General features: G+C 69.3%; 22 protein-coding genes. 12 read left to right on the top strand and 10 right to left on the bottom strand.

Annotated elements, in window-relative coordinates; translation table 11 throughout:
* The 5 genes from DNK52_RS16205 to DNK52_RS15220 form a co-directional block, all read left to right on the top strand.
* Positions 1 to 604: hypothetical protein (locus DNK52_RS16205; RefSeq protein ID WP_204163571.1), on the top strand; the 604-nt coding region annotated here is incomplete at its 5' end.
* A gap of 29 nt (positions 605 to 633) precedes the next feature.
* A complete protein-coding gene (aroA, locus tag DNK52_RS15235; protein WP_239455715.1) occupies positions 634 to 1,932 on the top strand; it encodes a 3-phosphoshikimate 1-carboxyvinyltransferase in 1,299 nt (432 codons plus the stop codon).
* 16 nt (positions 1,933 to 1,948) lie between these two features.
* Complete coding sequence (gene rsgA / locus DNK52_RS15230; protein WP_110241885.1) at positions 1,949 to 2,941, top strand: ribosome small subunit-dependent GTPase A; 993 nt, start codon at positions 1,949 to 1,951, stop codon at positions 2,939 to 2,941.
* Between the two features lie 104 nt (positions 2,942 to 3,045).
* Positions 3,046 to 3,930 (top strand): histidinol-phosphatase, encoded by an 885-nt coding sequence (hisN, locus tag DNK52_RS15225; protein ID WP_110241884.1) that lies wholly within the window; start codon positions 3,046 to 3,048, stop codon positions 3,928 to 3,930.
* Between the two features lie 118 nt (positions 3,931 to 4,048).
* Entirely contained in the window at positions 4,049 to 4,480 is a 432-nt protein-coding gene (locus DNK52_RS15220) for a CBS domain-containing protein (RefSeq protein ID WP_110241883.1), read from the top strand.
* Positions 4,481 to 4,573: 93 nt separating this feature from the next.
* Here DNK52_RS15220 and DNK52_RS15215 read toward each other — a convergent pair whose 3' ends face one another.
* Positions 4,574 to 5,932, bottom strand: coding sequence for a TrpB-like pyridoxal phosphate-dependent enzyme (locus DNK52_RS15215; RefSeq protein ID WP_110241882.1), 1,359 nt, complete (start codon positions 5,930 to 5,932; stop codon positions 4,574 to 4,576).
* Positions 5,933 to 6,099: 167 nt separating this feature from the next.
* On the opposite strand from DNK52_RS15215, the gene DNK52_RS15210 reads away from it, so the two are divergent.
* Positions 6,100 to 6,468 carry an FKBP-type peptidyl-prolyl cis-trans isomerase gene (locus tag DNK52_RS15210; protein WP_110241881.1) on the top strand — a complete coding sequence of 123 codons (369 nt, stop codon included), beginning with the start codon at positions 6,100 to 6,102 and terminating at the stop codon, positions 6,466 to 6,468.
* A 31-nt stretch (positions 6,469 to 6,499) separates the two neighbouring features.
* Here the strand turns inward: DNK52_RS15210 and DNK52_RS15205 are convergent, their stop codons facing one another.
* The 3 genes from DNK52_RS15205 to DNK52_RS15195 form a co-directional block, all read right to left on the bottom strand.
* Complete coding sequence (locus DNK52_RS15205; protein WP_110241880.1) at positions 6,500 to 6,751, bottom strand: RNA-binding S4 domain-containing protein; 252 nt, start codon at positions 6,749 to 6,751, stop codon at positions 6,500 to 6,502.
* A gap of 46 nt (positions 6,752 to 6,797) precedes the next feature.
* On the bottom strand, positions 6,798 to 8,117 hold the full coding sequence (locus DNK52_RS15200; protein WP_110241879.1) for a DUF445 domain-containing protein: 1,320 nt from the start codon (positions 8,115 to 8,117) through the stop codon (positions 6,798 to 6,800).
* 65 nt (positions 8,118 to 8,182) lie between these two features.
* Entirely contained in the window at positions 8,183 to 9,865 is a 1,683-nt protein-coding gene (locus tag DNK52_RS15195; RefSeq protein ID WP_110241878.1) for a long-chain-fatty-acid--CoA ligase, read from the bottom strand.
* Positions 9,866 to 9,982: 117 nt separating this feature from the next.
* On the opposite strand from DNK52_RS15195, the gene DNK52_RS15190 reads away from it, so the two are divergent.
* On the top strand, positions 9,983 to 11,050 hold the full coding sequence (locus tag DNK52_RS15190; protein ID WP_204163570.1) for a patatin-like phospholipase family protein: 1,068 nt from the start codon (positions 9,983 to 9,985) through the stop codon (positions 11,048 to 11,050).
* 19 nt (positions 11,051 to 11,069) lie between these two features.
* Here DNK52_RS15190 and DNK52_RS15185 read toward each other — a convergent pair whose 3' ends face one another.
* From DNK52_RS15185 to DNK52_RS15170, 4 genes are all read right to left on the bottom strand, one after another.
* The gene (locus DNK52_RS15185; RefSeq protein ID WP_162598803.1) at positions 11,070 to 12,221 is read right to left on the bottom strand and encodes a sensor histidine kinase; all 1,152 of its coding nucleotides are present in this window, start codon (positions 12,219 to 12,221) and stop codon (positions 11,070 to 11,072) included.
* 98 nt (positions 12,222 to 12,319) lie between these two features.
* Positions 12,320 to 12,613: a chorismate mutase gene (locus DNK52_RS15180; RefSeq protein ID WP_110241876.1), complete on the bottom strand. Its 294-nt coding sequence runs from the start codon at positions 12,611 to 12,613 to the stop codon at positions 12,320 to 12,322.
* 79 nt (positions 12,614 to 12,692) lie between these two features.
* The gene (locus DNK52_RS15175) at positions 12,693 to 13,055 is read right to left on the bottom strand and encodes an ankyrin repeat domain-containing protein (RefSeq protein WP_110241875.1); all 363 of its coding nucleotides are present in this window, start codon (positions 13,053 to 13,055) and stop codon (positions 12,693 to 12,695) included.
* Positions 13,056 to 13,083: 28 nt separating this feature from the next.
* Positions 13,084 to 14,118: a MaoC family dehydratase gene (locus DNK52_RS15170; protein ID WP_110241874.1), complete on the bottom strand. Its 1,035-nt coding sequence runs from the start codon at positions 14,116 to 14,118 to the stop codon at positions 13,084 to 13,086.
* A gap of 136 nt (positions 14,119 to 14,254) precedes the next feature.
* Between DNK52_RS15170 and DNK52_RS15165 the strand changes: the two genes are divergently transcribed.
* From DNK52_RS15165 to DNK52_RS15155, 3 genes are read left to right on the top strand one after another with little or no spacing between them, the layout of a single operon-like run.
* Positions 14,255 to 15,613, top strand: coding sequence for a MurL-like N-terminal domain-containing (locus DNK52_RS15165; RefSeq protein WP_110241873.1), 1,359 nt, complete (start codon positions 14,255 to 14,257; stop codon positions 15,611 to 15,613).
* Positions 15,600 to 16,934, top strand: a complete 1,335-nt coding sequence (murD, locus tag DNK52_RS15160; RefSeq protein ID WP_162598802.1) for a UDP-N-acetylmuramoyl-L-alanine--D-glutamate ligase — start codon at positions 15,600 to 15,602, stop codon at positions 16,932 to 16,934. Before DNK52_RS15165 ends, murD begins: the two co-directional genes overlap by 14 nt.
* Positions 16,935 to 16,938: 4 nt before the next feature.
* Positions 16,939 to 17,688 (top strand): hypothetical protein, encoded by a 750-nt coding sequence (locus tag DNK52_RS15155; RefSeq protein ID WP_110241871.1) that lies wholly within the window; start codon positions 16,939 to 16,941, stop codon positions 17,686 to 17,688.
* Positions 17,689 to 17,710: 22 nt separating this feature from the next.
* On the opposite strand, the gene DNK52_RS15150 is transcribed toward DNK52_RS15155, so the two are convergent.
* Positions 17,711 to 18,616 carry a YibE/F family protein gene (locus DNK52_RS15150; RefSeq protein WP_110241870.1) on the bottom strand — a complete coding sequence of 302 codons (906 nt, stop codon included), beginning with the start codon at positions 18,614 to 18,616 and terminating at the stop codon, positions 17,711 to 17,713.
* A gap of 423 nt (positions 18,617 to 19,039) precedes the next feature.
* Between DNK52_RS15150 and DNK52_RS15145 the strand changes: the two genes are divergently transcribed.
* Complete coding sequence (locus DNK52_RS15145; RefSeq protein WP_110241869.1) at positions 19,040 to 20,068, top strand: AraC family transcriptional regulator; 1,029 nt, start codon at positions 19,040 to 19,042, stop codon at positions 20,066 to 20,068.
* A gap of 100 nt (positions 20,069 to 20,168) precedes the next feature.
* Entirely contained in the window at positions 20,169 to 21,467 is a 1,299-nt protein-coding gene (locus DNK52_RS15140; protein WP_110241868.1) for a lipase family protein, read from the top strand.
* A gap of 117 nt (positions 21,468 to 21,584) precedes the next feature.
* Here DNK52_RS15140 and DNK52_RS15135 read toward each other — a convergent pair whose 3' ends face one another.
* Complete coding sequence (locus DNK52_RS15135; protein ID WP_110241867.1) at positions 21,585 to 23,417, bottom strand: alpha/beta fold hydrolase; 1,833 nt, start codon at positions 23,415 to 23,417, stop codon at positions 21,585 to 21,587.
* Positions 23,418 to 23,419 lie beyond the last annotated feature (2 nt).

Genomic DNA, 23,419 nt, shown 5'->3' with positions numbered 1-23,419 from the left:
CGAGCCGACACCCACTGCAGAGCCCACGCCCACCCCGAGTCCGACCGTTGGACCGGAGCCGACCCCCACCGTCGACCCCACCCCCACGGTCGACCCCACGCCCACGGTCGACCCGACACCCACGGTCGACCCCACGCCCACGGTGGAGCCCACTCCGACGGTCGACCCCACGCCCACGGTCGAGCCCACGCCCACCGTCGACCCCACGCCCACGGTGGAGCCCACTCCGACGGTCGAGCCCACGCCCACGGTCGACCCGACCCCCACTCCGGAGCCGGAGCCGGTCAGCGACCTCGCGGTGACGGCGAGCGGACGACTCACGGGCATCACCACCGCAGGGTCCGCCACGGTCTCGGGGCTGCCTGCGGGGACCACTGCGACCCTGACGATCCGCGCGCCACTGCTGGCCTGGTTCGTCAACGCTCCGTCGGGCTGCACGCTGCGCGGCGGCACCCTCACGTGTGCCATCGTCGGTGACGGATCCGACGTGACGATCCCGTTCCGGTTGATCGGACTACCCCTCACCGCGATCCGGCTCAGTGTGACCAGCAACGACCTGGACGACCCCGACCCACGCAACAACACCTATGACCTGACTCTGTAGGTGGCTCTCGCGGTGACTAGGGTGAACGGGTGACTGTGCCCACCGATCTGACGACCGACGCACCCCTCGACCCCTGGCCCGCGCCCTACGCGCCCACCCCCGTCGATGTCACCGTCTCCCTGCCCGGCAGCAAGTCGCTCACCAATCGGGCGCTGATCCTGGCCTCGCTGGCGGACGGTCCCAGCGTGGTGCGCGGCGCCCTGCGCTCGCGCGACACCAAGCTGATGGCCGCTGCCCTCGTCAGTCTGGGCGCCCACGTCGACACTGCCGGTGACGACTGGCTCATCACCCCCGGGGTCCTCGCGGGCGGCGGACAGGTGGACTGTGGCCTCGCCGGCACGGTGATGCGGTTCGTGCCCCCGGTCGCGTCGCTGGCCAGCGGCCCCACCGCCTTCGACGGTGACCCCCACATGCGTACGCGCCCGATCGGACAGATGTTGGACGCGCTGCGTGGGCTCGGCGTCCAGGTCGAGGACGAGGGCCGCAACTCACTCCCGTTCACCGTGGTGGGGACGGGGCGCGCCCGTGGCGGCCGTGTGGTGCTGGACGCCTCAGCCTCCTCCCAGTTCATCAGCGCCCTGCTCCTGGTCGGCGCCCGCTTCGACGAGGGCGTCGAGATCGTCCACCAGGGCCCGCCGGTCCCCTCGCTCCCGCACATCGAGATGACGGTCGAGATGCTCCGCGAACACGGAGTGGAGGTGGATGACTCCGTCCCGAACCGGTGGGCAGTGGCGCCCGGATCGATCCGAGCACTGGAGCGCCGAATCGAGCCCGACCTCTCCAACGCTGCTCCGTTCCTCGCGCTGGCGGCGGTCTCCGGCGGTCGCGTCGTGGTCCGCGACTGGCCCGCCCGGACCACCCAGGCGGGCGCGGCCCTCGTCGACATCCTCGAGCGGATGGGGTGCCAGACCTCCCGGGTCGACGAAGGCCTTGCCGTGACCGGCCCAGAGCGATTGAACGGGATCACCCTCGACCTCAGCGACCACGGTGAACTCACTCCCGCCCTCGCCGCCCTCTGTGCGCTCGCGGACTCGACGTCGACCCTGACCGGCATCGCCCACATCCGCGGCCACGAGACCGACCGGTTGACGGCCCTGGCGACCGAGATCAACGCACTGGGCGGCCGAGTCGTCGAGCGTCCCGACGGCCTCGAGATCCATCCCGCTCCCCTGCATGCTGGTGTCTTCCACACCTACGCCGACCATCGGATGGCCCATGCCGGCGTGATCCTGGCCGCCGCGGTGGAGGGGATCACCGTGGAGGACATCGCCACGACCAGCAAGACCTTCCCCGACTTCGCCGGCTTCTGGACGGGCCTGTGGGCGTGAGCGGGTTGATCGAGCGATGACGAACCGTTACGACGAGACCGACCACGAGAGCTACGAACGCCCCCGGCGCCGCACCCGACCACGTACGAAGGACCGTCCCTCCTACGACGACGCCGTCGACGCCGTGGTCATCACCGTCGACCGAGGCAGGTTCACCCTTCTCCTCGACGGGCACCGGGTGATGGCGATGAAGTCGCGGCCCCTGGGTCGCAAGGGAGTCGTGGTGGGCGACCGGGTCCGCGTCGTCGGAGACGTCTCCGGGCGCGACGGGTCGTTGGCCCGCATCGTCGAGGTCCACCCGCGCACCACGACCCTGCGGCGCACCGCGGACGACGACGACCCGGTGGAGCGCGTCATCGTCTGCAACGCCGACCAGCTGGTGGTCGTCGCTGCCCTGGCCGACCCCGAGCCACGACCGCGACTGATCGACCGGGCCCTCGTCGCGGCGTACGCGGCCGGCATGTCGCCCCTGCTCTGCCTCACCAAGGCCGACCTCACCGACCCCGAACCACTGCTGCGGACCTACCGCTCACTCGGTGTGCCGTGGGTGGTGACCCAACGCGGCGACGACCTGACCGAGGTGCGCGCTGCCCTGGCCGGGCGTACGAGCGTCCTCATCGGGCACAGCGGCGTGGGAAAGTCGACGCTGGTCAATGCCTTGGTCCCCGAGGCGCACCGCGAGGTCGGCCACGTGAACGCCGTCACCGGCCGCGGCCGTCACACGTCCACCTCGGCCTACATGCTGCCGCTGCCCGACGAGGCCGGCTGGATCATCGACACCCCCGGAATCCGTTCCTTCGGCCTGGCCCACGTCGAGCCCGAACGGTTGATCGAGGCCTTCCCCGACCTCGACGAGATGACCGAGGAGTGTCCCCGCGGTTGCTCCCACGGACGCAACGAGCCGGAGTGCGGGCTCGACGACGCCATGGCAGCCGGTGAGGCGGACCCGGACCGCGTGGACTCCTTCCGCCGGTTGCTGGCTGCCCGGGAGCGCAGTCAGGACGACTGAACGACCCCCGACGTCGGATGCCGCACGCTTCGTGAGGCGCGCGGCGGTCCCACGTTTGCGGTGCGCCGATGCGTCCCGCCGTCGAGGGGGCATAACCTGTGCCCATGTCGATCTCCGGCTCCGGCTCCACTGACTACACCGATGACCTGCGCCTGGCGCACGTCCTGGCCGACGACGCAGACTCCCTCACGATGGCGCGCTTCAAGGCCATGGACCTGCATGTCATGAGCAAGCCGGACCTGACCCCGGTGACCGACGCAGACCGGGATGTCGAGGCAGGCATCCGGCGTACGTTGTCCCGCACCCGCTCACGTGACGCGATCCTCGGCGAGGAGCAGGGCTCCACCGGACACAGCCAGCGTCAGTGGATCATCGACCCGATCGACGGCACCAAGAACTTCGTACGTGGTGTCCCCGTGTGGGCGACCCTGATCGCGCTGGCCGTCGACGGAGAGGTCGTCGTCGGCCTCGTCTCGGCGCCCCAGCTCAATCGACGCTGGTGGGCTTCCAAGGGGCACGGCGCCTGGACCGGCAAGAGCCTGCTCAAGGCCACCCGCTGCGAGGTCTCCGACGTACGCCGCCTCGAAGACGCCTCCTTCTCCTACAGCTCACTCTCGGGCTGGGAGCAGCGCGACCAGCTCGACGACTTCGTCCAGCTCTCCCGGCGGGTCTGGCGCACCCGCGCCTACGGTGACTTCTGGTCGTACATGCTGCTCGCCGAAGGTGCGGTCGACATCGCCGCCGAACCCGAGCTTGAGCTCTACGACATGGCTGCCCTCGACGTCATCGTGCGCGAGGCCGGCGGACGTTTCACCTCGCTGGCCGGCAAGGACGGCCCCTGGGGCGGCAACGCCGTCGCCACGAACGGCCACCTCCACGAGGCCGCGATGGCATTTCTGGGCACCGCCGAGGGCGATGACTCCGACCCGGACTCGAAGCCCCGCGGCGCCGGATCGGTGACCGAGCTGCGTCGCCGCCAGTCGGACTGAGCCGCACCGGTCGGGCTGAATCGGCCGCTGGACGCGACGGGACCCCACTCGCACCCCTGTTCACGGGCGGTGCGGGGCACTACGGTGTGCGAAAGGCGGCCCGACCAGGAGGAGTTCCATGCGAGTAAGAGACGTTCTCAAGGGCAAAGAGATCCAGAGCGTGATCACGATCAGCCCCACGGCCCTGGTGTCGGACCTGGTGGCCCTGATGTCCAGTCACAACGTGGGCGCCGTGCTCGTCAGCACCGACGGCGTCGCGCTGGACGGCATCGTGAGTGAGCGCGACGTGGTGCGTCGCATCACCGAGACCAGCAAGGTCGTCACCCGGGAGGTCGCCGCCATCATGACGACCGACCTGCATGTCTGTGAGCCGGACGAGGACGTGACGGACCTGATGAAGCTGATGACCGAACAGCGCATTCGTCACGTCCCGGTGCTGGACAACGGCAAGGTCATCGGCGTGATCAGCATCGGTGACGTCGTCAAGAGCCGCATCAGCGAGTTGGAGTTCGAGCGCGACCAGCTCGACGCGTACGTGCAGCAGGCCTGACCCGACCGTCATGGCCGGTGGATGCCGGAGCAACCACCAGCCATGTCGGCGCGACGGTGCTGCGCGGTCAGTGCCTGATCTCAGTGCCTGATCTCAGACCCTGATCTCTGGGATCCCGGCCAACGAGGCGGCCAGGTCCTCGTCGGAGAGCGAGTCACCCGACATGTTGCCCTTGAGGTAGGAGTCGAAGGCACCCAGCTCGAGCAGGCCGTACCCGGAGAGTCCGACCACGATCACCGGCTCGGTGCCGGCCTCCTTCGCCGCGAGCGCCTCGCGACGCGCCTGGGCCAACGCGTGGGCCGACTCAGGGGCCGCGACGATGCCCTGCGTACGGGCGAACTCGACCGCGGCAGCGAAGCACTCGTCCTGCTCCAGCGCCACTGCCTCGACCAGACCCTCGTGCACCACGTGGGAGACCAACGGGGCCATGCCGTGGTAGCGCAGACCACCGGCGTGGATCTTGGACGGCACGAAGTCGTGGCCCAACGTGTACATCTTCATCAACGGCGTCAGGCCGGCGGTGTCGCCGAAGTCGTACGCGTATTGTCCGCGGGTCATCGTCGGGCACGAGGCCGGCTCCACCGCCACCAGCCGAGCCGTCTTGCCCTCGACCAGGTTCTCCCGCAGGAACGGGAAGATCAGTCCGGCGAGGTTGGAGCCGCCGCCCGCGCACCCGATCACCAGGTCGGCCCCGGACTCGCCTGCCTTGGCCAGCTGGAGCACGGCCTCCTGGCCGATGACGGTCTGGTGCAGGAGTACGTGGTTGAGCACCGACCCCAGTGCGTACTTGGCTCCCTCGTCCTGGGCGGCCAGCTCCACGGCCTCGGAGATCGCGATGCCCAGCGACCCGGGGTGGTCCTCGGGGAAGGCCTTGCCCGACTCGGTCATCCGCGACGGAGAACGGTGCACCTTACCGCCGAAGACCTCGATCAGGGTGCGTCGCTGCGGCTTGGTGTCGAAGGAGTGACCGACCTGCCAGACCTCGCACTCCATGTCGAAGAGGGAGCATGCGTAGGCCAGTGCGGTGCCCCACTGACCCGCACCGGTCTCGGTGGTGAGGCGGTTGATCCCGTTGATCTTGTTGTAGTACGCCTGCGGCACCGAGGTGTTGACCTTGTGAGAGCCGGCCGGCGAGACACCCTCGTACTTCACGTAGATGCGGGCCCCGGTACCGAGCTTCTCCTCCCACTTGCGCGCGCGGATCAACGGCGCCGGGCGGTACTGGGCGTAGATCTCCTGGACGGCCTCGGGGATCTCGATCCAGCGCTCCGTGGAGACCTCCTGGGCGATCAGCTCCGGCGGGAAGAGCGCCGAGAGGTCGTCGGGGCCGACAGGCTGGTGGGTGCCGGGGTGCAGCGGCGGGGGCGGTGGCACGGGCAGGTCCGCGACGATGTTGTACCAGGACGTGGGGCGTTCGTCCTCGGACAGGGTGAAGGTCATCGGCTTCGTCATGGATGTCTCCTGCAGGTCTCGTGCGCCTCGCCGCCGGGAAGGTCCGGTCGCTCGGGCGGCAGCCTACGTCGGGCCCACGGTCCGGCGCGGGACCTGGTCGGAGCCAGAACCTAGGATGTGAGACGGCACATCGTGCCGGCGTTTCCGTTCACAACGAGAGGCAAGTCATGCAGAAGCCCGAAGTCGACCCGCACATGGGTGACGCCCCCTCCGACCTCGAGATCACTGACCTGGTCGTGGGCGAGGGCGACGAGGCCACCTCCGGCAACACCGTCTCCGTGCACTACGTGGGCGTGGCCCATTCCACCGGCGAGGAGTTCGACGCCAGCTACAACCGCGGCACTCCCCTGCAGTTCCGCCTCGGCATCGGCCAGGTCATCGCAGGGTGGGACAACGGAGTGCAGGGCATGAAGGTCGGTGGCCGTCGTCGCCTCGTCATCCCGCCGCACCTGGGCTACGGCGACCGCGGAGCGCCGGGCGCGATCGCCGGCGGCGAGACCCTGATCTTCGTGGTCGACCTGCTGGCCGTGCGCTGACCCGTCAGCACTGATCACCCAGCGCTGACAGCTACCAGGGCAGGTTGTCCGGGACGTCCCCGTGGACGACTCGGACGGCCTGCCCACCCAGCGTGACCACGTCGTCGGCCTTCAACTGCCGCCCGCGACGGGTCTCCACCTCGCCGTTGACCTCGACGGCCCCCTCGGCAATGACGGTCTTGGCCTGTACGCCGTCGTCGACGAGGTTGGCCAGCTTGAGGAACTGACCAAGTCGGATCATCTCGTCGCGGATGCCGACGTCCATCGGTGCGGGGGTGTTCATGGCTCCATCCTCCCACCGCCCGCGGCCCGCGCATGCCCCGCCCGGCTCAGTGACCCAGCAGTTGGCTGATGGCGTGGATGGTGACGCCGACGAGGCCACCGACCACGGTCCCGTTGATCCGGATGAACTGCAGGTCCCGGCCGACGTGCAGCTCGATCTTGCGGGCCGCCTCCTTGCCGTCCCAACGCTCGATGGTGTGGGTGATCACCTCGGTGACCTCGGCGCCGTACCGCTCGACGAGGAAGACGGTCACGTCTGCCGCGAGGCCGTCGAGTCGGGCACGCAACTCCGCGTCCGTACGCAGGAGCTCACCGAAGGCGACCAGCTCGACCTCGGCGCGTTCCCGGACCGCACCCTGGGGATCACGCAGCGAAGCCAGCAGAGCGCGCCGCAGGGCATCCCAGAGTGAGATGACGGTCGTACTCACCTGGGGGTGGTCCAGCAGACGGTCCTTGAGCGCCTCCGCACGGGCCTGGGTGGCCGGGTCCTCGAGGAGGTCACCGGCCAATTGCTGGAGCATGGTGTCGAACGCCTGACGGGCGTGGTGGTCCGGGTCGTCGCGGATGTCCTCGAGCCAGCGCAACGACTCCGTGTGCGCCTTCTGGGTGACGACCTCGTTGAGTCGTTGCGGGGTCCACCAGGGGGCGCGCTCGGAGAGCACCCGGGCGAAGGTCTCAGGGTTGGCCACCAGCCAGCGGTGCAGCTCCTCGATGCCCAGATCCACCAGGCCGTGGTGCACGTCGTCGGCCACCATCTCGGTGAGCAGGCTCCCGAGCAGGGGCGAGATGGCCTCTTCGCGGAATCGGGGCACCAGGGCTTGGGTGACGAAGTCGGAGATGTGCTCGTCGCGCACCTTGCCCAGACCGATCGAGACGACCTCGGAGGCCTCGTCGACGACGCGGCGCGCGTTCTCCGGAACCGCGACCCAGTCCCCCACCCGCTGCGAGATCTGGGCGACCTCGACCCGGTCACGGATGATCTCTTCTTGGAGGAAGTTCTCCGCGACGAACTCCTGGAGACCGCGACCGAGCTCGTCCTTGCGACGCGGGATCAGCGCGGTGTGCGGGATCGGCAGGCCCAACGGGTGCCGGAACAAGGCGGTGACGGCGAACCAGTCCGCGATCGCGCCGACCATCGACGCCTCGGCCCCGGCGTTGACGTAGCCCCAGAAGCCGTCCTGGCCATGGGTCGCCACGTAGACGATCGCCGCCAGGACCAGGAGTCCGCCCGCGAAGCTCCGCATGATCCGCAGACCTCGGCGCCGCAGCGCATCGGCCTCCGGCTCGGGAGTCACGATCTCGAAGGGCTCCCGAGGCCGCGCGTCAGCTCGGGGTCCGGCATGGCGGGGGGCAGTCGTCCTGGTCATCGCCACCCATCCTGCCCTGCGCAGGCGACGAAGAATCCTCGACGTGACGCAGGACGCATTCTCGATTAGTCCTTCTGCAGCAGCTCCACGACCTCGCGACGCAGCACCTTGCCCATGGCGTTGGCCGGCAGCTCCGCCACCACCACGACCCGACGCGGCACCTTGTACGGCGTGAGTTCGCCACGCACGTAGGCCCGCAACGCGTCGACGTCGACCTGCTCGCCCTCGGCAGCCACCACCGCCGCCACCACCGTCTCCTCGATCTCACCAACGTTGCTCAGGCCGACCACCGCGACGTCGCCGACCGAGCGGTGGAGCCGCAACGCTGCCTCGACCTCGGAGGGATAGACGTTGAAGCCACCGGTGATGATGACCTCCTTGATCCGGTCGACGATGGTGAGAAAGCCGTCGTCTGACATCGTCACGATGTCGCCGGTGCGGAACCAGCCGTCGTGGAAGGCCGCAGCAGTCTCCTCGGGCAGGTCGCGGTAACCGTCGAAGACCTGCGGTCCACGGACCAGCAATTCGCCCCGTTCCCCGAGCTCGACCTCACGGTCGAGGTCTTCGGGGTCGACGATCCGGACGTCGGTGTCGGGGAACGGAACCCCGATCGAGCCGGGACGACGAGCCTTCGACATCGGGTTGCCGACGATGACCGGCGAGGTCTCGGTCAGCCCATAACCCTCGACGAGCAGACCCCCGGTGGCGGCCTCCCACCGCTCGATGAGGTCGGCCTGGAGCGCCATCGCCCCGGAGAGGGACCACTTGATCCCCCGGATGGAGACGCCGCGTTTCTCGGCCTCGTCGACGATCTTGGCGTAGAGCGGCGGGACTGCCGGCAGGAAGGTCGGCACCCCGCGCTTCATCGCATCCATGATCAGCCCGATCTCGGGCTTGGGCAACAGCACCAACTTGGCGGCCACCGAGAGCCCGAGCAGCACGCTGACCGTGACGCCGTACGCGTGGAAGAGCGGCAGCGCGACCATCACGGTCTCCCGTCCGGGCACCATCCCGGAGACCCAGGCCTGGCCCTGGACGACGTTGGCGACCAGGTTGCGGTGCCGGAGCGGAACACCCTTGGGGCGACCCGTGGTGCCGGAGGTGTAGAGCATCAGCGCCACGTCGTCAGCGACCGGGCGCGGATGCGCTTCGTCGATCGGGTCGTGAGCCAGCAGGCTCTTCCACGGCGTCGCGCCGGGAGCCGGAGCGTGCAGCTGCTCCCGCGACGCGCGGGCCTTCGCGATCGGCAGACGGAGCGCGAGACGTTTGACCAGCGGCAGCTCCGTGGTGAGGTCCACGGCGATCACGTGCTCGAGGGAGGAGTCCGCGCGCAGCGACTCCACCACCGGGACGACCTTGTCCCAGACAATCGCGACCCGCGCCCCGTGGTCGGCGAAGGGAGCCCGGAGCTCACCCGCCGTGTAGAGCGGGTTGTGTTCGACGACGGTCGCACCCAGACGCAGGACGGCCATGAACGCGATCACGTTCTGCGGGCAGTTCGGCATCACCAGGGCGACGTTGTCGCCCGCCTCGACGCCCAGCTCACGCAGACCTGCGGCCACGCGTCGTACGGCATCGGCGGTGTCGGCGTACGTCGTGGTGCGCCCCATGAAGTCCAGGGCGGGTCGCGCGGCGTGGTCGCGCACGGCAGCTTCGAAGAGATCGAGGACCGTGGTGCTTCCGTAGTTGAGCGAGAGCGGCACACCGGGGGCGTACGACTGCGCCCACACGGGGGTCTGAGCTGACATCGAGAGGCCTTTCGGGGCACGTGGCGCATAGGACGTGATCGGTACCCCAAAGTACAGCTGGCGTCGCTGGGCACCGTGCGGGCCTCCTGCGCCCGGAGGGTGACTAGCATCGGGACCGTGACCTCTCCGACCCGCATCTCATTGGCACTCGGCGGCGGCGGCGCCCGCGGATACGCCCACATCGGCGTCATCCAGGTGCTCGAGGAGCGCGGCTACGAGATCGTGGGGATCTCCGGCACGTCGATCGGCGCACTCGTCGGCGGCATCCACGCGGCCGGGCAGATGGACACGTTCACCGACTGGGTCACCTCCCTGACCACCCGGGACATGATCCGGCTGCTGGACCCGTCGTTGCGCACCCCGGGCGCGCTCAAGGGCCACCGGTTGATGGCGCGGGTCAACGAACTGCTCGAGGACGTGCGTATCGAGGACCTGCCCATCCCCTACACCGCCGTGGCGACCGACCTCCTGGCCCGCAAGGAGGTGTGGTTCCAGGAAGGTCCTCTGCCGATGGCGATCCGGGCATCGATCGCGCTGCCCACTCTCTTCGCCCCGGTCATGCTCAATGGTCGGCTGCTGGCCGACGGGGTGATGACCGACCCGGTCCCGATCGCACCGCTGTCGGGACTCGACGTGGACCTGGTGGTCGCCGTCGACCTCTCCGGGTTGCCCACGGAGGCTGGTACGGGAGCACGGACGAGGACCCGAGAGTCCTCCGAGCCGCGCCCGATGTCGGAGTGGCAGGAGAAGTTCCGACGCACCGCGTCGCACATGATGGACAACGACACGGTCCGCACCCTCACCACCTGGCTCACCACGCGTCGCAGTGAGCAGGAGGCCGGGGACGGCGGCGAGCCGGCGACCATCTCGGCAGAGTCGGAGTCGGAGCCGGTGAGCGAGGACTTCGTCCGGGCATCCGGCTTCGACGAACTGCCCTCCGAGCTCGGGGTCTTCGACGTCATGGAGCTCTCGCTGGACGTCTTGCAGAGCGTGGTGGCGCGATACCGTCTGGCGAGTTATCCCCCGGACGTGATGATCACGATGCCGAAGAACATCTGCAAGACCCTCGACTTCCACCGAGGCGCCGAGCTCATCGAGATCGGCCGGACCTACGCCGAGGAGACCCTGGCGAACCACATCTCCCTCAGCGAGGCGACGCACCCCGAGACCCGCCCTGAGGAATGAGCGTCGGGCGATGAGCACGTCACCGACGTGGGTCGGAGCCACCCGTCGTCGCGCAGACCCGCGGGACCTCGACCCGGACCCGCAGCCCGGTCGGGGCGTTGTCCTCGAACTCGATCGTGCCGCGGTGGGCGACCGCCACCGCATGCGCCACCGCGAGACCCAGACCGCGCCCCGTGGGCGCCGTGAGGGAGCTGCTCCCCCGCTCGAACGGGAGCAGAAGACGCTGTCGTTCTAAGGGCGAGATCCCCGGTCCGGCGTCGGCGATCTCGACACGGACGTGGCCGGCGGGAGCTGAGACCTCGATCTCCACCTCGCTGCCCGAGGGTGAGAACTCGACAGCGTTGGTGACCAGGGCGCTCACCGCCGCAGCAAACCTCTTGCCGTCCAGCTCGGCGGGGACCTCGGCGGGAGCGCTCAGCGAGACGTCCACCCCGTGCGCTGCTGCCAGCTGGCTCGAGCGCTCGACGCAACCCGAGACGAGCGCACCCACGTCCACCGACTCACACTTGAGGTGCTGCGCCGCATCGAGGTCGACGAGGTCCGAGACCGCACGTACGAGGTCGTCGAGGTGGCGTCCCGAACGGATCACCGCAGTGAGCGAGCGTGCCGCCCATGCCGGCAGGCCGGGAAGAAGATCCTCCAGCAGCTCCGCATGACCGAGCAGGCTGGTCAGGGGGGTGCGCAGTTGGTGGTTCACGGTCTCGACCAGTCGATCACGCAGGGCCGCCTGCTCCCGCAGCACCGCGCGTTCGGCGGTGATGTCGTCGAAGAGCACGATCCCACCCAGGATTTCACCGCCGGGGGCGCGTAACGGCGCTCCGCTGCAACGCAGGTGGATGAAGTGGTCGTCGTGGGTGCGCAGCGACATCACTGCACCGCGAAAGGACTCGCCGCTGCGAGCCCGGTTGACCGGTTCTTCTTCGGGGGACAACAACCGGGAACCGTCCTCGGTGTAGACCCGAAAGTGCTCAGGGATTTGTTCGGCAGCCACCGGAGCGAAGTCGCTGTTCACCAACGCCTCGAGACCAGGGCTCATCATGGTGACCGTCCCGGCGGCATCGCTCGCGGCGACGGCCAGGGTCGTGTCGTGCAGCAGCGCTTCCAGGAGCACGCCCTTCAGGGCGTCATCGTGCGCGTAGGCGCTGGCGACGTCAGAAGTGTGAGGTGGCACACACTTTCTCTACCACGCAGGTCCCAAGACCTAAACCCATGGCGAACGCCTCTGTGCCGAGGAACTACGAGGGGCGCGAGCAACGCCGCCCTCGGCCCTCACTTCTCCCGGAGAGCGACGTGGTTGCGGATGACCTGCTCGATGATCAGCGCCAGGAACTTCTCGGCGAACTGCGGGTCGAGACCCGACGACTCCGCCAGACCCCGCAGGCGCTTGATCTGGTACTCCTCGCGCGCCGGGTCAGCAGGAGGCATGTGGGCTGTCGCCTTCAACTCACCCACCCGCTGGGTGCACTTGAAACGCTCGGCCAGCAGGTGCACCAGCGCGGCGTCCAGGTTGTCGATGCTCGAGCGCAGACGGTCCAGCTCGGCGAGCGCGTTCTCGTCGGTCATGGGGCCAATGCAAACAGGCGAGTGTCCCCGCTGCCGCACCGGGGCCACGGGACGGACACGCCACAGCTCGGTCGCACGCTCATCCGCGGCCCCCGAGCAGACGACGCAGCCGGCCACGTCGTCGTGGAGCCAGCTGCGCAGGTTCCTGGGCGCCGAGGGAACGCAGGCGCAGCACCACGTCGTCCAGACCGCTGCGGTGCGCGGCCTCGACCGGGGTGCACTCCTCCATGTCGGAGGCCAACATGGGATCGGCGCCGCGATCAAGGAGCAGGTGGGCGATCTCCCGGTGGCCTGCCAGACATGCCTCGACCAGCGCAGTCGACTGCATCTCGGGATGGGCGTAGTCGACGTCGACCCCGCAGTCGAGCTGGAAACGAACCATCTCGAGGTCGCCCTCGATGGCAGCGTGGAACATGTCCTTCCACTCAGCCCCAGTGGTCACGGCTCGGCTCCTCGTCTTCGGGGGATGATCAGCGCGGGACGAAGGCCCAGTAGTCCAGGTCGAGCAGGACCCCGTCGGCGTACTTGCCGTCCTCGCCACGCAACGTCATGGACTCGTCGCGGTTGCGGGTCGCAACCAGCCGCAGACGCAGCGCCCCGACGCCGGGAGCCGCGGTCTCGGCCTTGTCCAGGACCTCTGACCAGGCGTACACGGTGTCGCCCGCGAAGGCCGGAGAGGTGTGCGCGCCGCCGTTGATCGCCGAGACGAGTTGCGCGTTGGCCAGGCCGTTGAAGGAGAGGGCACGTGCCATGGAGATGATGTGGCCGCCGTAGATGAGGCGCTTGCCGTCGGGACGGGCCTGCTCGTTGAAGTGCACCTTGGCGGTGTTCTGCCACAGACGGGTGGCCATCATGTGCTCGGACTCGCTGAGCGTGACACCGTCGACGTGGTCGATCTTCTCGCCGACTGCGTAGTCGTCGAACCGGTGTGGCTCACCGGCCGCGGTGAAGTCGTACTCGGTGAAGTCGAGGCCCTCGGGGATCACCAGGTCGCCGACCGCGACCACCTTGGCGAGGTCGGGCAGGACGGTCTCGGGGGCGGCGGAGCCGACGTCACGCTTGTGCACCATCACCCAGCGGGCCCACTCGAGCGCCACCTCGCCGCGCTGGTTGGAGGCGGTGGAGCGGACGTAGACGACACCGGACTTGCCGTTGGAGTTCTGCTTCAGACCGATGACCTCCGAGCGCGTGGTCAAGGTGTCGCCCGCAACCACGGGCTCATGGAAGCGGCACTCGGCGTAGCCGAGGTTGGCCACCGCGTTCAGGGAGATGTCAGGCACGGTCTTGCCGAAGCCGATGTGGAAGGCGATGAGCTCCTCGACGGGAGCGTTGCGCAGGCCCACCGACGCCGCGAACTCGGCCGAGGAGGGCAGTGCGAAACGGGTCGGGTAGAGGGCGCCGTAGAGCGCTCGGTCGCCCTCGGTCACCGTGCGCGGGGTCGCGTGCTCGATCACCTGCCCGATGGTGAAGTCCTCGAAGAAATTGCCTGCGTTGGTCTTGGCCATGGCCCACATTGTGCCCAAGGGGTCCGACGACGATCGCGGGCACGTCCGATGTCCCACTGTGCGGGCAGGGTGCGGGCAGGGTGCGAAGCGGTTCGCGACGCTCGGACTGTCTCCGTCGGTCAGTATGCTGAGGCCCATGCATTCGCTGCTGACGGCCCCACGAGAATCCCTCGCCTTCGAGGTCCTCGAACCCACCGTCGGCCCCGCCGGCGAGATCGCCCTCCACTACCGGATCAACTCCCGAGCCGGTGACGAGCAGGTGGAGTTCACCGAGCGGATCACGATTCCGGGCGAGCGTTCGGCCTCGGCACCTCCGCCACTGCCGGACACTCTCGTCCGCCTGCTGGCGCTGGCTGCCAGCCTGAGCTACTACAAGACCTGCATCCCCACCACGTACTCGGTGCCCGGCGGACTGACGCAGACCGAACGCACCTTCCTCGAGGAGGTGATCCGCAACGGCCTGGGCGAGTTCGCGTTCCGCAACGACGTCGCGTCCGCGTTGCGCCCCACGATCGAGGCCCCACTCCTGCCCGAGGTCGAGAGCGACGTCGCCCGCCGCGGCCCGTCACCGGACCCCGTACGGCCGTTGGTCGCCGTCGGCGGTGGCAAGGACTCGATCGTCACCATCGAGTCGCTGCGACGGATGCCGGTCGAGGTCAGCCTCTTCTCGGTCAACTCCTACGCCCCGATCGAGGCCACCGCAGAGGCCGCCGCCCTGCCGTTGCTGGTCGCACGCCGCAGGATCGATCCGCTGCTCTTCGAGCTGAACGCTGCCGGTGCGCTCAACGGCCACGTGCCCGTGACAGCGATCAACTCCCTGATCGGATGCCTCACCGCGGTGCGCAACGGACACGACGCGGTGGTCTTCAGCAACGAGGCTTCCTCGTCGTTCGGCAACGTGGCCTGGGAAGGCATCGAGGTCAACCACCAGTGGTCCAAGGGTCTCGGCTTCGAGCGGCTGCTGAGCGAGGCGATCACCTCGGTGCCGGTGCGCTACTTCTCCTTCCTGCGCCCGCTGACCGAGTTGGCGATCATGCGCCGCTTCGGCCAGCTGCGGGAGTACCACTGCGTCTTCACCAGCTGCAACCGGGCCTTTCACCTCGACGAGTCGAAGCGACGCCTCTGGTGCGGGGAGTGCCCCAAGTGCCACTTCGTCTTCCTGCTGCTGGCCCCCTTCGTCTCCCGCGACGAGTTGTTGGCGATCTTCCGCGGCCGCGACCTCTTCGCCGACCCCACGCAGCTGGAGGGCTTCCTCGAGCTGCTCAACGTGGACGGACGGATGAAGCCGTTCGAGTGCGTCGGCGAGCCGGACGAGTGCCGCGCGGCCCTCACCCTGATCAGCGTCGACCCCGACTGGGCCGACCACCCGTTCCTGCAACTTCCCCAGATCCGCGGTGCCTTCCTCCCCGAGGCCGAGGTGGTCGCAGCCTTCGCACCCAGCGACGACCACCTGCTGCCGCCCAGCTACGAGAAGGCAGTCCGTGAGATTCTCTGACCTGGTCGGGCGCCGCGTCGCGGTCTGGGGCCAAGGCCGTGAGGGCACGTCGGTGACCGAGTACGTACGAGGACTCGGCGTGGAGGTCGTCGTCGCGGAGCCTGACCTCCCCCGGGGTGACTCGCCGGGGGTGGTCTACGGGGCGGACGGGAGCACCGCGCTGCTCACCGCCGACGTCGTCATCAAGTCACCCGGCGTACCGGTCACCCACGACCTCCACCGCGCCCTCGTCGAGGCAGGTGTGGCCATCACCAGCCTCACCGACCTCTGGCTCAGCGACAACGCCCACCGCGTGGTCGCGATCACCGGCACCAAGGGCAAGAGCACCACGGCCAGCCTGCTGCACCACCTGTTGCTGCGCACCGGTGTCCGCTCCAGCCTCCGCGGCAACATCGGCACCAGCGTGCTGGCCGAGTCCGACCCGCCGGCGCAGGTCGTGGTGATGGAGCTGTCCAGCTACCAGGCCCAGTCGCTGACGCGCTCGCCACGCATCGTCGCGGTCACGTCGCTCTTCCCGGAGCACCTGACCTGGCACGGTTCGCTGGAGAGCTACTACTCCGACAAGTTGAACGCGGTCGCGCACGGACCAGAGACCGTGGTGGTGCCTGCCGAGGCTGACGAAGTCATTCGACGGGTCAGCGAACGCCTCTCCCCGGGGACCCGGCTCCTCCTCACCGACGAGGACGGCGTGCACGTCGCTCCCGACGGCGCGATCGTGTGGCCGGACGGTCCTCGGATCGAAGCGGGCGACCTGCCCCTGCCGGGTCGTCACCACGCCCACAACATCGCGCTGGCGCTGCGTCTCGCCGGCCTCCTCGGACCTCCTCCGGAGGCACTGGTCGAGGCCCTCTCCTCCTTCGCGCCACTGCCGCACCGCATGGAGCCGGTGCCGTCGGACGACGGGCGCACCTGGCTCGACGACAGTCTGGCCACCGCACCCGAGGCCGTCGTGGCGTCCCTGTCGTCCTTGGCGCCGCAGCCCGACCGCTGCATTGCCGTGATCGTGGGTGGGGAGGACCGCGGGCTCACCTACGACGTCCTGCTCGAGACCGTGAGCGCCCGGGAAGACGTCGAGCTGCTGCTGGTCGGTCCCACCGGCGCCCGCCTCGCGCCGGCCTGCGAGGCCTCGGGCCTCCGTGCCCGACTCTTCACCTCGTTCGGCGCGTGTGTGGCGTGGGCCCGTGCGCGCGAGAACCGGGCCGACATCGTCCTCCTCTCCCCCGGCGCGCCCAGCTACGACGAGTTCGCCAACTTCGAGGAGCGTTCGGCTGCCTTCCGGGCCGCTGCGCTCGGCACCGACTCGCCTCCTGCAGAGAGCTGAGACCGTGCCCCGCGCCTGGGTCGACGGGGTCGAGACCGTGCTCACCGACAACGAGTGGGGCCGCCACGCGGCTGCCTTCCTCGGGTGCGGTTTCCGCGTCGTCACACCGGCCGGCCCCGTACGCCCCGCGGCGCTGGCCGCTGCTCGACAACAGGCCGTCCGGATCGCGGAGCTCTTCGATGCGACCTGGGACGAGGCACCGTGGCGCAGCGCTGCCTCCGGCGCAGGCGCGATCGAGATCGTCGGCGGGTGGCGGCACCAGTTCCGCGGCCCGGCCGGCGCCCAGACCACGGTGATCCGGTCCGTGCCGTTGCCACAGCAGCAGTGGCGACGCGCGAGCGGCGTACGTCTCCCCTGGTCCCTCGACGCGCACTCGCCCGTGACCGGGCTGCCCATGATCTCCGGGCTCGAGGAGGACCAGGCCCTGCGGACGCTCGAGACCGACACCGTGGGGTTGTGGTGGAACACCGACGGTCACCTGGTCCAGAGCACCGCCGGGCCGCTCCTGCTGCGGGTGGCCGGGGCATGGCTCCGTCCACCCGCCGGTGACGGCGCCGTGCCGCACTTCGTCTGGTCACGCGCGGCGGAGCTGCTCGATGCGCGCGAATCGCCCGTCGACGACAAGGTCCTTGCGGCGGCCGAGGCGGTGCACGCCGTCGATTCACTGGGCCGTGTGGTGACGCTCCGCGGCGCGGCGGGGGCCGATGAACTCCTGGACGCCGTCGCGAGGATCTCGGAGCCGATCACGGACTGAACCGATCAAGCACTGGGCCGACTCAACGCGAGGTGTGACGGGCGACGATGGCGGCGAGCGCCGTGGTCAACGGGACGGCTGCGATCAGGCCGATTGTGGCGACTGCACTGCGGACGATCTCCTGGGCGATCACCTGGTCGCTGACCACTCCACCCAACGACGCGTTGTTGGCGACGATGAGCACGAACAACGGCAGCGTAGCACCGGCGTAGGCGAGGATGATCGTGTTGATCACCGAGGCGATGTGGGAGCGCCCCACCCGACTCCCTGCCCGGTACAGATGCGCAGGGCTGTACGCCGGGTTGGCGCGCGCTATCTCGGTGACGGTCGCCGACTGGGTCACGGTGACGTCGTCCAGGACGCCCAGTGATCCGATCATGATGCCGGCCAGCAGCAGCCCTTGCATGTTGACCCCGAACTCCATCCCGACCACGGTGGAGACGTCGTCGGTGATTCCGGTGAGATGCATCGCCTCGACCGTGACGGACGCCAGCACTCCCGTCAGGGCCAGGCTGGCGAGCGTGCCGAGCACTGCCACCGTCGTCACCAGCGAGACGCCGTGGGTCAGGTAGAGCACGCTGAGCACGATCGCGGACGACCCCACCAGCGCAATGAGCAGCGGCGACTCCCCGCCCAGGATGCCCGGGACGACGAAGAACAGCAGGACGGCGAAGGTCAGGGCCAGCCCGAGGAGTGAGGTGACGCCGCGCCAGCGACCGAAGGCAACGACGGCCAGCACGAAGACGCCCGCCAGGATCCACAGCTGGGTGCCACGCTGGTGGTCGATGACCGACCAGGTCACTCCGTCCGGAGTCTCCATGTGCAGCAACAAGACGTCGTCACCCTCGTCCACCGCAGGCGCACCCGGCCCGTTGGGCAGCTGCACGGAGACCTCGGTCGACTCCTCCCCCTCGACCTCCAGGCGCACCGTCGCCGTGCCACACCCGTTGACGTCGTCGGAGAGGTCCGTCTCACACTCCTCGGCACTGATCGCGAGGATCTGTCCGGGAGTCGGCGGGAGTCCACCTGAACCCTCGACCCGTTCGATCGGTTCGGGCCACTACCACGTCATCGCCAGCAGGGTGAGGACGGCCAGGGGCACCACCACAGCCAGGGCGATCCGGCGCATCCGGAGGGTCTCCGGGGCCGATGCGTGGCTGTGGTCTCCGCCCATGGCGTGTTGCTCCTTCGTCGGGGCCGGCCGCGCAGGGCGCGTGCTTCTGCGTGCGGACGATACCGAGGAGGCGCGAATCGCTGCGCGCCGACTCCACCCCCCGGTGTGTGAGACAGCCGTCTCAGATCGCCTCCGGTCCGCTTGACCGGGGGCCGGCACAGACCGGATCCTTCGCCCATGGCTCTGGTGCGTTCGGCCGCGATCCGCGGCTTCCGGGACACGGTGCTCGAGCTCGGAGGTGACCCCGAGGCCATCGCCGTCAGCGCCGGGCTGCCGGCGGAGGCGCTCCACTCGTCCGACCTGGTCCTCTCCGACGCCGACGTGGGCCAGGCGCTGGAGATCGCGGCGCGCGAGCTGGACTGCCCCGACTTCGGTCTGCGGGTCGGCCGCCGTCAGGACCTGAGTCTGCTCGGGCCCCTCGGCCTGGCCATCCAGCACTCCTCGACCCTGGCCGAGGCACTGACCAATCTCACGAACCATCTCTTCGTGCACGCCGAGGGCCTGCGTCTCGCCGCGCACGACACTGCGACCACCAGCCGCGAGGTCGTCGAGGTCAGGTACGACGTCGGCCCCCGACGCACGCCGGCGGTCCAGGGCACCGGACTCGTGCTGGGCTACGCCCACCGCGTCGCCGTCGAGCTGGTCGGCGGCCCGTACGGTCTGCGCACCGTCGACCTGCCCCACCGGGCGCCGGACCTGGCGGCGTACGAGACCCACTTCGGCGTACCGGTGCGTGAGAACCGGACGCACGCGATGCTGCGGGTCACCGGCAACCTGGCGCGGATCCCGATCCGCAGCCGCGACGACGAGCTGCAACGACTGGCGGTCCAGATGCTCAACCGTCACCGGCGCGCACCCAACGCCGACGTGGTGGAGGTCGTACGCACTGCGCTCGCGGCCTCGATGGGCCGCGCGCCACTGACCATCGGGGCGGTCGCCAGCAGCCTCAGCATGCATCCCCGGACCCTGCAGCGGCTCCTGGAAGGGGCCGACACCAGCTTTGCCGCGGTGCTGGACGACCTGCGGCGCCACACCGCGAAGCGCCTGCTGACGAGCACCACCATGCCCATCTCCCAGGTGGCCCATCAGATTGGGTACGCGGAGGCCGCGACCTTCTCGAGGCGTGCGCAGGCATGGTGGGGCAAGTCCCCGCGGCATGTGAGGCACGACACCAAGCAGTCGCGATATGACAAGAGGTTGTCGTGATCAGACAACTACGGGGCCGGAAGTTACGCCACGGTAGGGACGAACAGAGACATGCGTCTCAGTTAGATCTCTTCCGATCCGGATCCAGGGAGCCCCACCCATGTACCGTCCCGCACGCATTGCTGCAGTCGCAGCCAGTGGCCTACTCGCACTCGGCCTGCTGACGCCGGCGACCTCCACGGCAGCGAACGACTTCTACACCCCGCCGGCCGACCTCCCCGCGGCGAACGGGGCATTGGTGAAGACCGAGCCGATGAAACTCGCGATCCCGGTACCGAAGAACCTGGGGAGCAGCACGCTGCCCGGCTCGGCCACCCGCATCATGTACAAGACGACCGACGACGGCGGCGACGCCGCGGCGGTCTCCGGCGTCTACATCGAGCCCAGCAAGAAGTGGACCGGCTCCGGTGACCGCCCGCTGGTCTCGTTCTCGGTGGGGACCCAGGGAGTCGGGGACGCCTGCGCGCCGTCGAAGACTCTGGAGTCGTTCATCGTCAGCGAGAACGGCAAGTTCATGGTGGGCTACGAGATCCCGGCCATCTACAACTTCCTCAACGAGGGCGTCGCCGTCGTGATCACCGACTACATCGGTCTCGGCACCACCGACCGCGTGCACTCCTACATGAACCGCGAGGACCAGGCCCACGCCGTCCTCGACGCCGCACGGGCCGCGCTGCAGCTGCCGCAGACCTCGGTCACCCCCGACTCCCCGATCGGGCTGTACGGCTACTCCCAGGGCGGTGGCGCGTCCGGTGCCGCCGCGGAGCTCGCTCCGACGTACGCCCCCGAGCTCAACCTCAAGGGCGCGTACGTGGGCGGCCCGCCCGCTGACCTGTACGAGGTCATGCAGTCGGCCGACAACACGCTGCTCACGGGCGTCATCCCCTGGACCATCAACGCCATCGCGCCCTACCACCCCGACCTGGCTCCCTACATCGGCCAACTGCTGAACCAGTCCGGCCGTGACTACCTCGAGAAGTCGAAGGACCAGTGCGTCGTGGACGCGATCCTCGGCGCCGGTTTCAAGAAGACCTCGTCGTGGACCAACTCGGGCAAGTCGGCCTCCGTCGAGGTGAAGAACTACCCCGCGATCGTGGCGGCGGTCGAGGAGCAGCGCATCGGCAAGCTCAAGCCGAAGGTCCCTGTCCTGGTCATCACCGGCACCAAGGACGACGTCGTCGACCACGGGCAGGCCAAGCAGCTCGCACTCGACTGGTGCGCCGAGGGCGTCAACGTCAACTACGACCCGACGATCCAGCTGGTCAGCAGTGGAGGCCTGATGCTCACCCACCTCGGTCCCCTGATCACCGGGATGGGCAACTCGAAGAACTGGATGATCGACCGGTTCAACGGAAAGACCGCCAGCTCCAACTGCTCCAAGGCTCGCTTCCTGCCCTGACCATGACCGCTCAGTTGCGACTGGGCACAGTGAACTGACGACGAAGGCCGGGCCCGTCCATCGGGTCCGGCCTTCGTGGTGTCGCTCCGATCCGCTGTGTGCCCCGCATCGCCCGGGTCACCTGCGGTGGACGAACGACTCCCACAGCGCCGCGACCGCCTCGGGCCGCTCCTGGTGCGGGAACGAGCCCGCGCCCGCGACGGTCTCGATCTCGACGTCGCGGAGCAGATCCCGCGCGCTCTGTTCGTAGACCCGGTAGCCGGCGTTCTCGCCGTTGACGACCAGCACCGGCACGTCCACCTCACCCAACAGGTGGGCCACACCGCTCAGGCCGACTCCTCGTTCTGAGGGACGCACCCATTGGCCGGCGCGGGCGCGCGAGGCGTCCTGCTCCGCCAGGACCACCGGGTCAGAGGTGCCCGCCCGCGCATGGACGCCCGGCACCGGCACCCACCCGGGGCCGAAGTTGGCACGTACGGCCTGGTCAGTTGCCCACACCCGGGCCGCCGTGTGGGCCGGCGTCAAGGAGACACCGACGAGACCGAGGCTGACGACGCGCTCGGGCGCGGAGACCGTCATCAGCAGAGAGACGATCCCACCCAGCGAGCTGCCCATCAGGTGGGCGCGCTCGATGCCCAACTCGTCGAGCAGGGCCCAGAGCCGTTGTGCGCTCGCCTGTGGCCACATCACCCACGGGGCCTCCACGTCCATCCGGGACCCGCCGTGGCCGGGCAGGTCGACGACGACCACCCGTCGTACGCCGGACAGGCTCTGGGCCACGCCGCGCCAGTCGGCGGCCCACCCACCCAGCTTGTGGAGCAGGACCACCGGCAGCTCCGCCGCCGACCCGGCGTCCGCTCCCGTGGCAGGCAGGTCCACGTAATGGATCTGCCCTGCGGTCATCTGGATCCGTTCGCCCAGCACTCCCGGCCAGTACGGCACCTCGGCGTGGGCATCGGGTGCTGACCCACCTGGATCGGCGGCGCGGAGTCGGGCGCACTCATCGTCATGGCGCGCGCGCCAGGCTGCCACCCTTCGACGTACATCGTTGCGCAGGTTGCGGGCGAAGAGCTGGAGCTCGACCCGGTGCAGACCGCCACCGGGCAGGGCGACCTTGTCGAGTGCACCGGGGCGGATGGGGTCGACGAGCACGAAGTCGCCCCGGACCCGCGCTGCGACGCGGATCCCCGCCAGTGGGCCGCTGGTGCCCGTCTCGACCGGGAGGTGCCACGAGGCCGGAGCGTCGCGCACCTGGGTCGAACAGGTGAGGGGGTTGAGGCAGACCCCTGGGGTCTCGGGCTCGGCACCCCACTCGAGCGTGGCCCGGAAACAGACGACCACCCCGCTGCTGTCCGGGTCGCTGGCCGCCGGGAATCGGGCCAGGACGGACGCGTCCTCGGCGACCCCGATGCCGATCGGGTAGGAAGCGACGAGTCGAGACGCCAACCCGTCGTGGTCGAAGAAGTCCTCCAGCAGCTGCATGACGTGGCGCGCGCCCTGACTGTGCCCGGCCAGCACGATGGGGCGGGGCTCGCCGGGATGCTCGAGCGCATGGACAGCGTCGTCGGCCAGGAACTGGGCGAAGGCCGCAGCCACGTCGCTGTACGCCAGCTGGTAGGCCTGCTCGCCTCCGCGGCCGCGCTCGAAGTAGGCGCGCGTCGTCGTCTGGCGATACCGAGGTGCCCAGACCCGACCAGGGAAGGCCTCGAGGTGCTCCCCCGTCACCTGGTCGACGGCAGCCAGGGTCTCGTGCTCCTGCGGGTCCGCGAACCACCCCGGACCATTACCTGTCGTGGGGTGCACGTAGAAGACCAGCACCTCGTCGTCGCCCTTGCTGGGGACGCCGGAGAAGCTGTGGTGCTCACCGCGCAGCACCCAGGCTGACGAGTCGGCATGGTCGGGAGCAGCGAGCGCAGCGAAGTCGGCCGCGATCGTCTGCGCTACGGACACCA

This window comes from Nocardioides gilvus (genome assembly GCF_003194605.1).
In the GTDB taxonomy this organism is placed as follows: Bacteria; Actinomycetota; Actinomycetes; order Propionibacteriales; family Nocardioidaceae; genus Nocardioides; species Nocardioides gilvus.
The sequence above is the reverse complement of the archived record's forward strand: the minus strand, read 5'-3'. Positions and strand labels throughout refer to the sequence as shown.

Bases quoted from the DNA above. Each gene is read 5' to 3' on its own strand.
- DNK52_RS15140 (WP_110241868.1), top strand. From the start codon at position 20,169: ATGTACCGTCCCGCACGCATTGCTGCAGTCGCAGCCAGTGGCCTACTC.
- DNK52_RS15170 (WP_110241874.1), bottom strand. From the start codon at position 14,118: ATGGCCAAGACCAACGCAGGCAATTTCTTCGAGGACTTCACCATCGGG.
- hisN (WP_110241884.1), top strand. From the start codon at position 3,046: ATGTCGATCTCCGGCTCCGGCTCCACTGACTACACCGATGACCTGCGC.
- rsgA (WP_110241885.1), top strand. From the start codon at position 1,949: ATGACGAACCGTTACGACGAGACCGACCACGAGAGCTACGAACGCCCC.
- DNK52_RS15200 (WP_110241879.1), bottom strand. From the start codon at position 8,117: ATGACCAGGACGACTGCCCCCCGCCATGCCGGACCCCGAGCTGACGCG.
- DNK52_RS15220 (WP_110241883.1), top strand. From the start codon at position 4,049: ATGCGAGTAAGAGACGTTCTCAAGGGCAAAGAGATCCAGAGCGTGATC.
- DNK52_RS15215 (WP_110241882.1), bottom strand. From the start codon at position 5,932: ATGACGAAGCCGATGACCTTCACCCTGTCCGAGGACGAACGCCCCACG.
- DNK52_RS15180 (WP_110241876.1), bottom strand. From the start codon at position 12,613: ATGACCGACGAGAACGCGCTCGCCGAGCTGGACCGTCTGCGCTCGAGC.
- DNK52_RS15165 (WP_110241873.1), top strand. From the start codon at position 14,255: ATGCATTCGCTGCTGACGGCCCCACGAGAATCCCTCGCCTTCGAGGTC.
- DNK52_RS15210 (WP_110241881.1), top strand. From the start codon at position 6,100: ATGCAGAAGCCCGAAGTCGACCCGCACATGGGTGACGCCCCCTCCGAC.
- DNK52_RS15145 (WP_110241869.1), top strand. From the start codon at position 19,040: ATGGCTCTGGTGCGTTCGGCCGCGATCCGCGGCTTCCGGGACACGGTG.
- DNK52_RS15195 (WP_110241878.1), bottom strand. From the start codon at position 9,865: ATGTCAGCTCAGACCCCCGTGTGGGCGCAGTCGTACGCCCCCGGTGTG.
- DNK52_RS15205 (WP_110241880.1), bottom strand. From the start codon at position 6,751: ATGAACACCCCCGCACCGATGGACGTCGGCATCCGCGACGAGATGATC.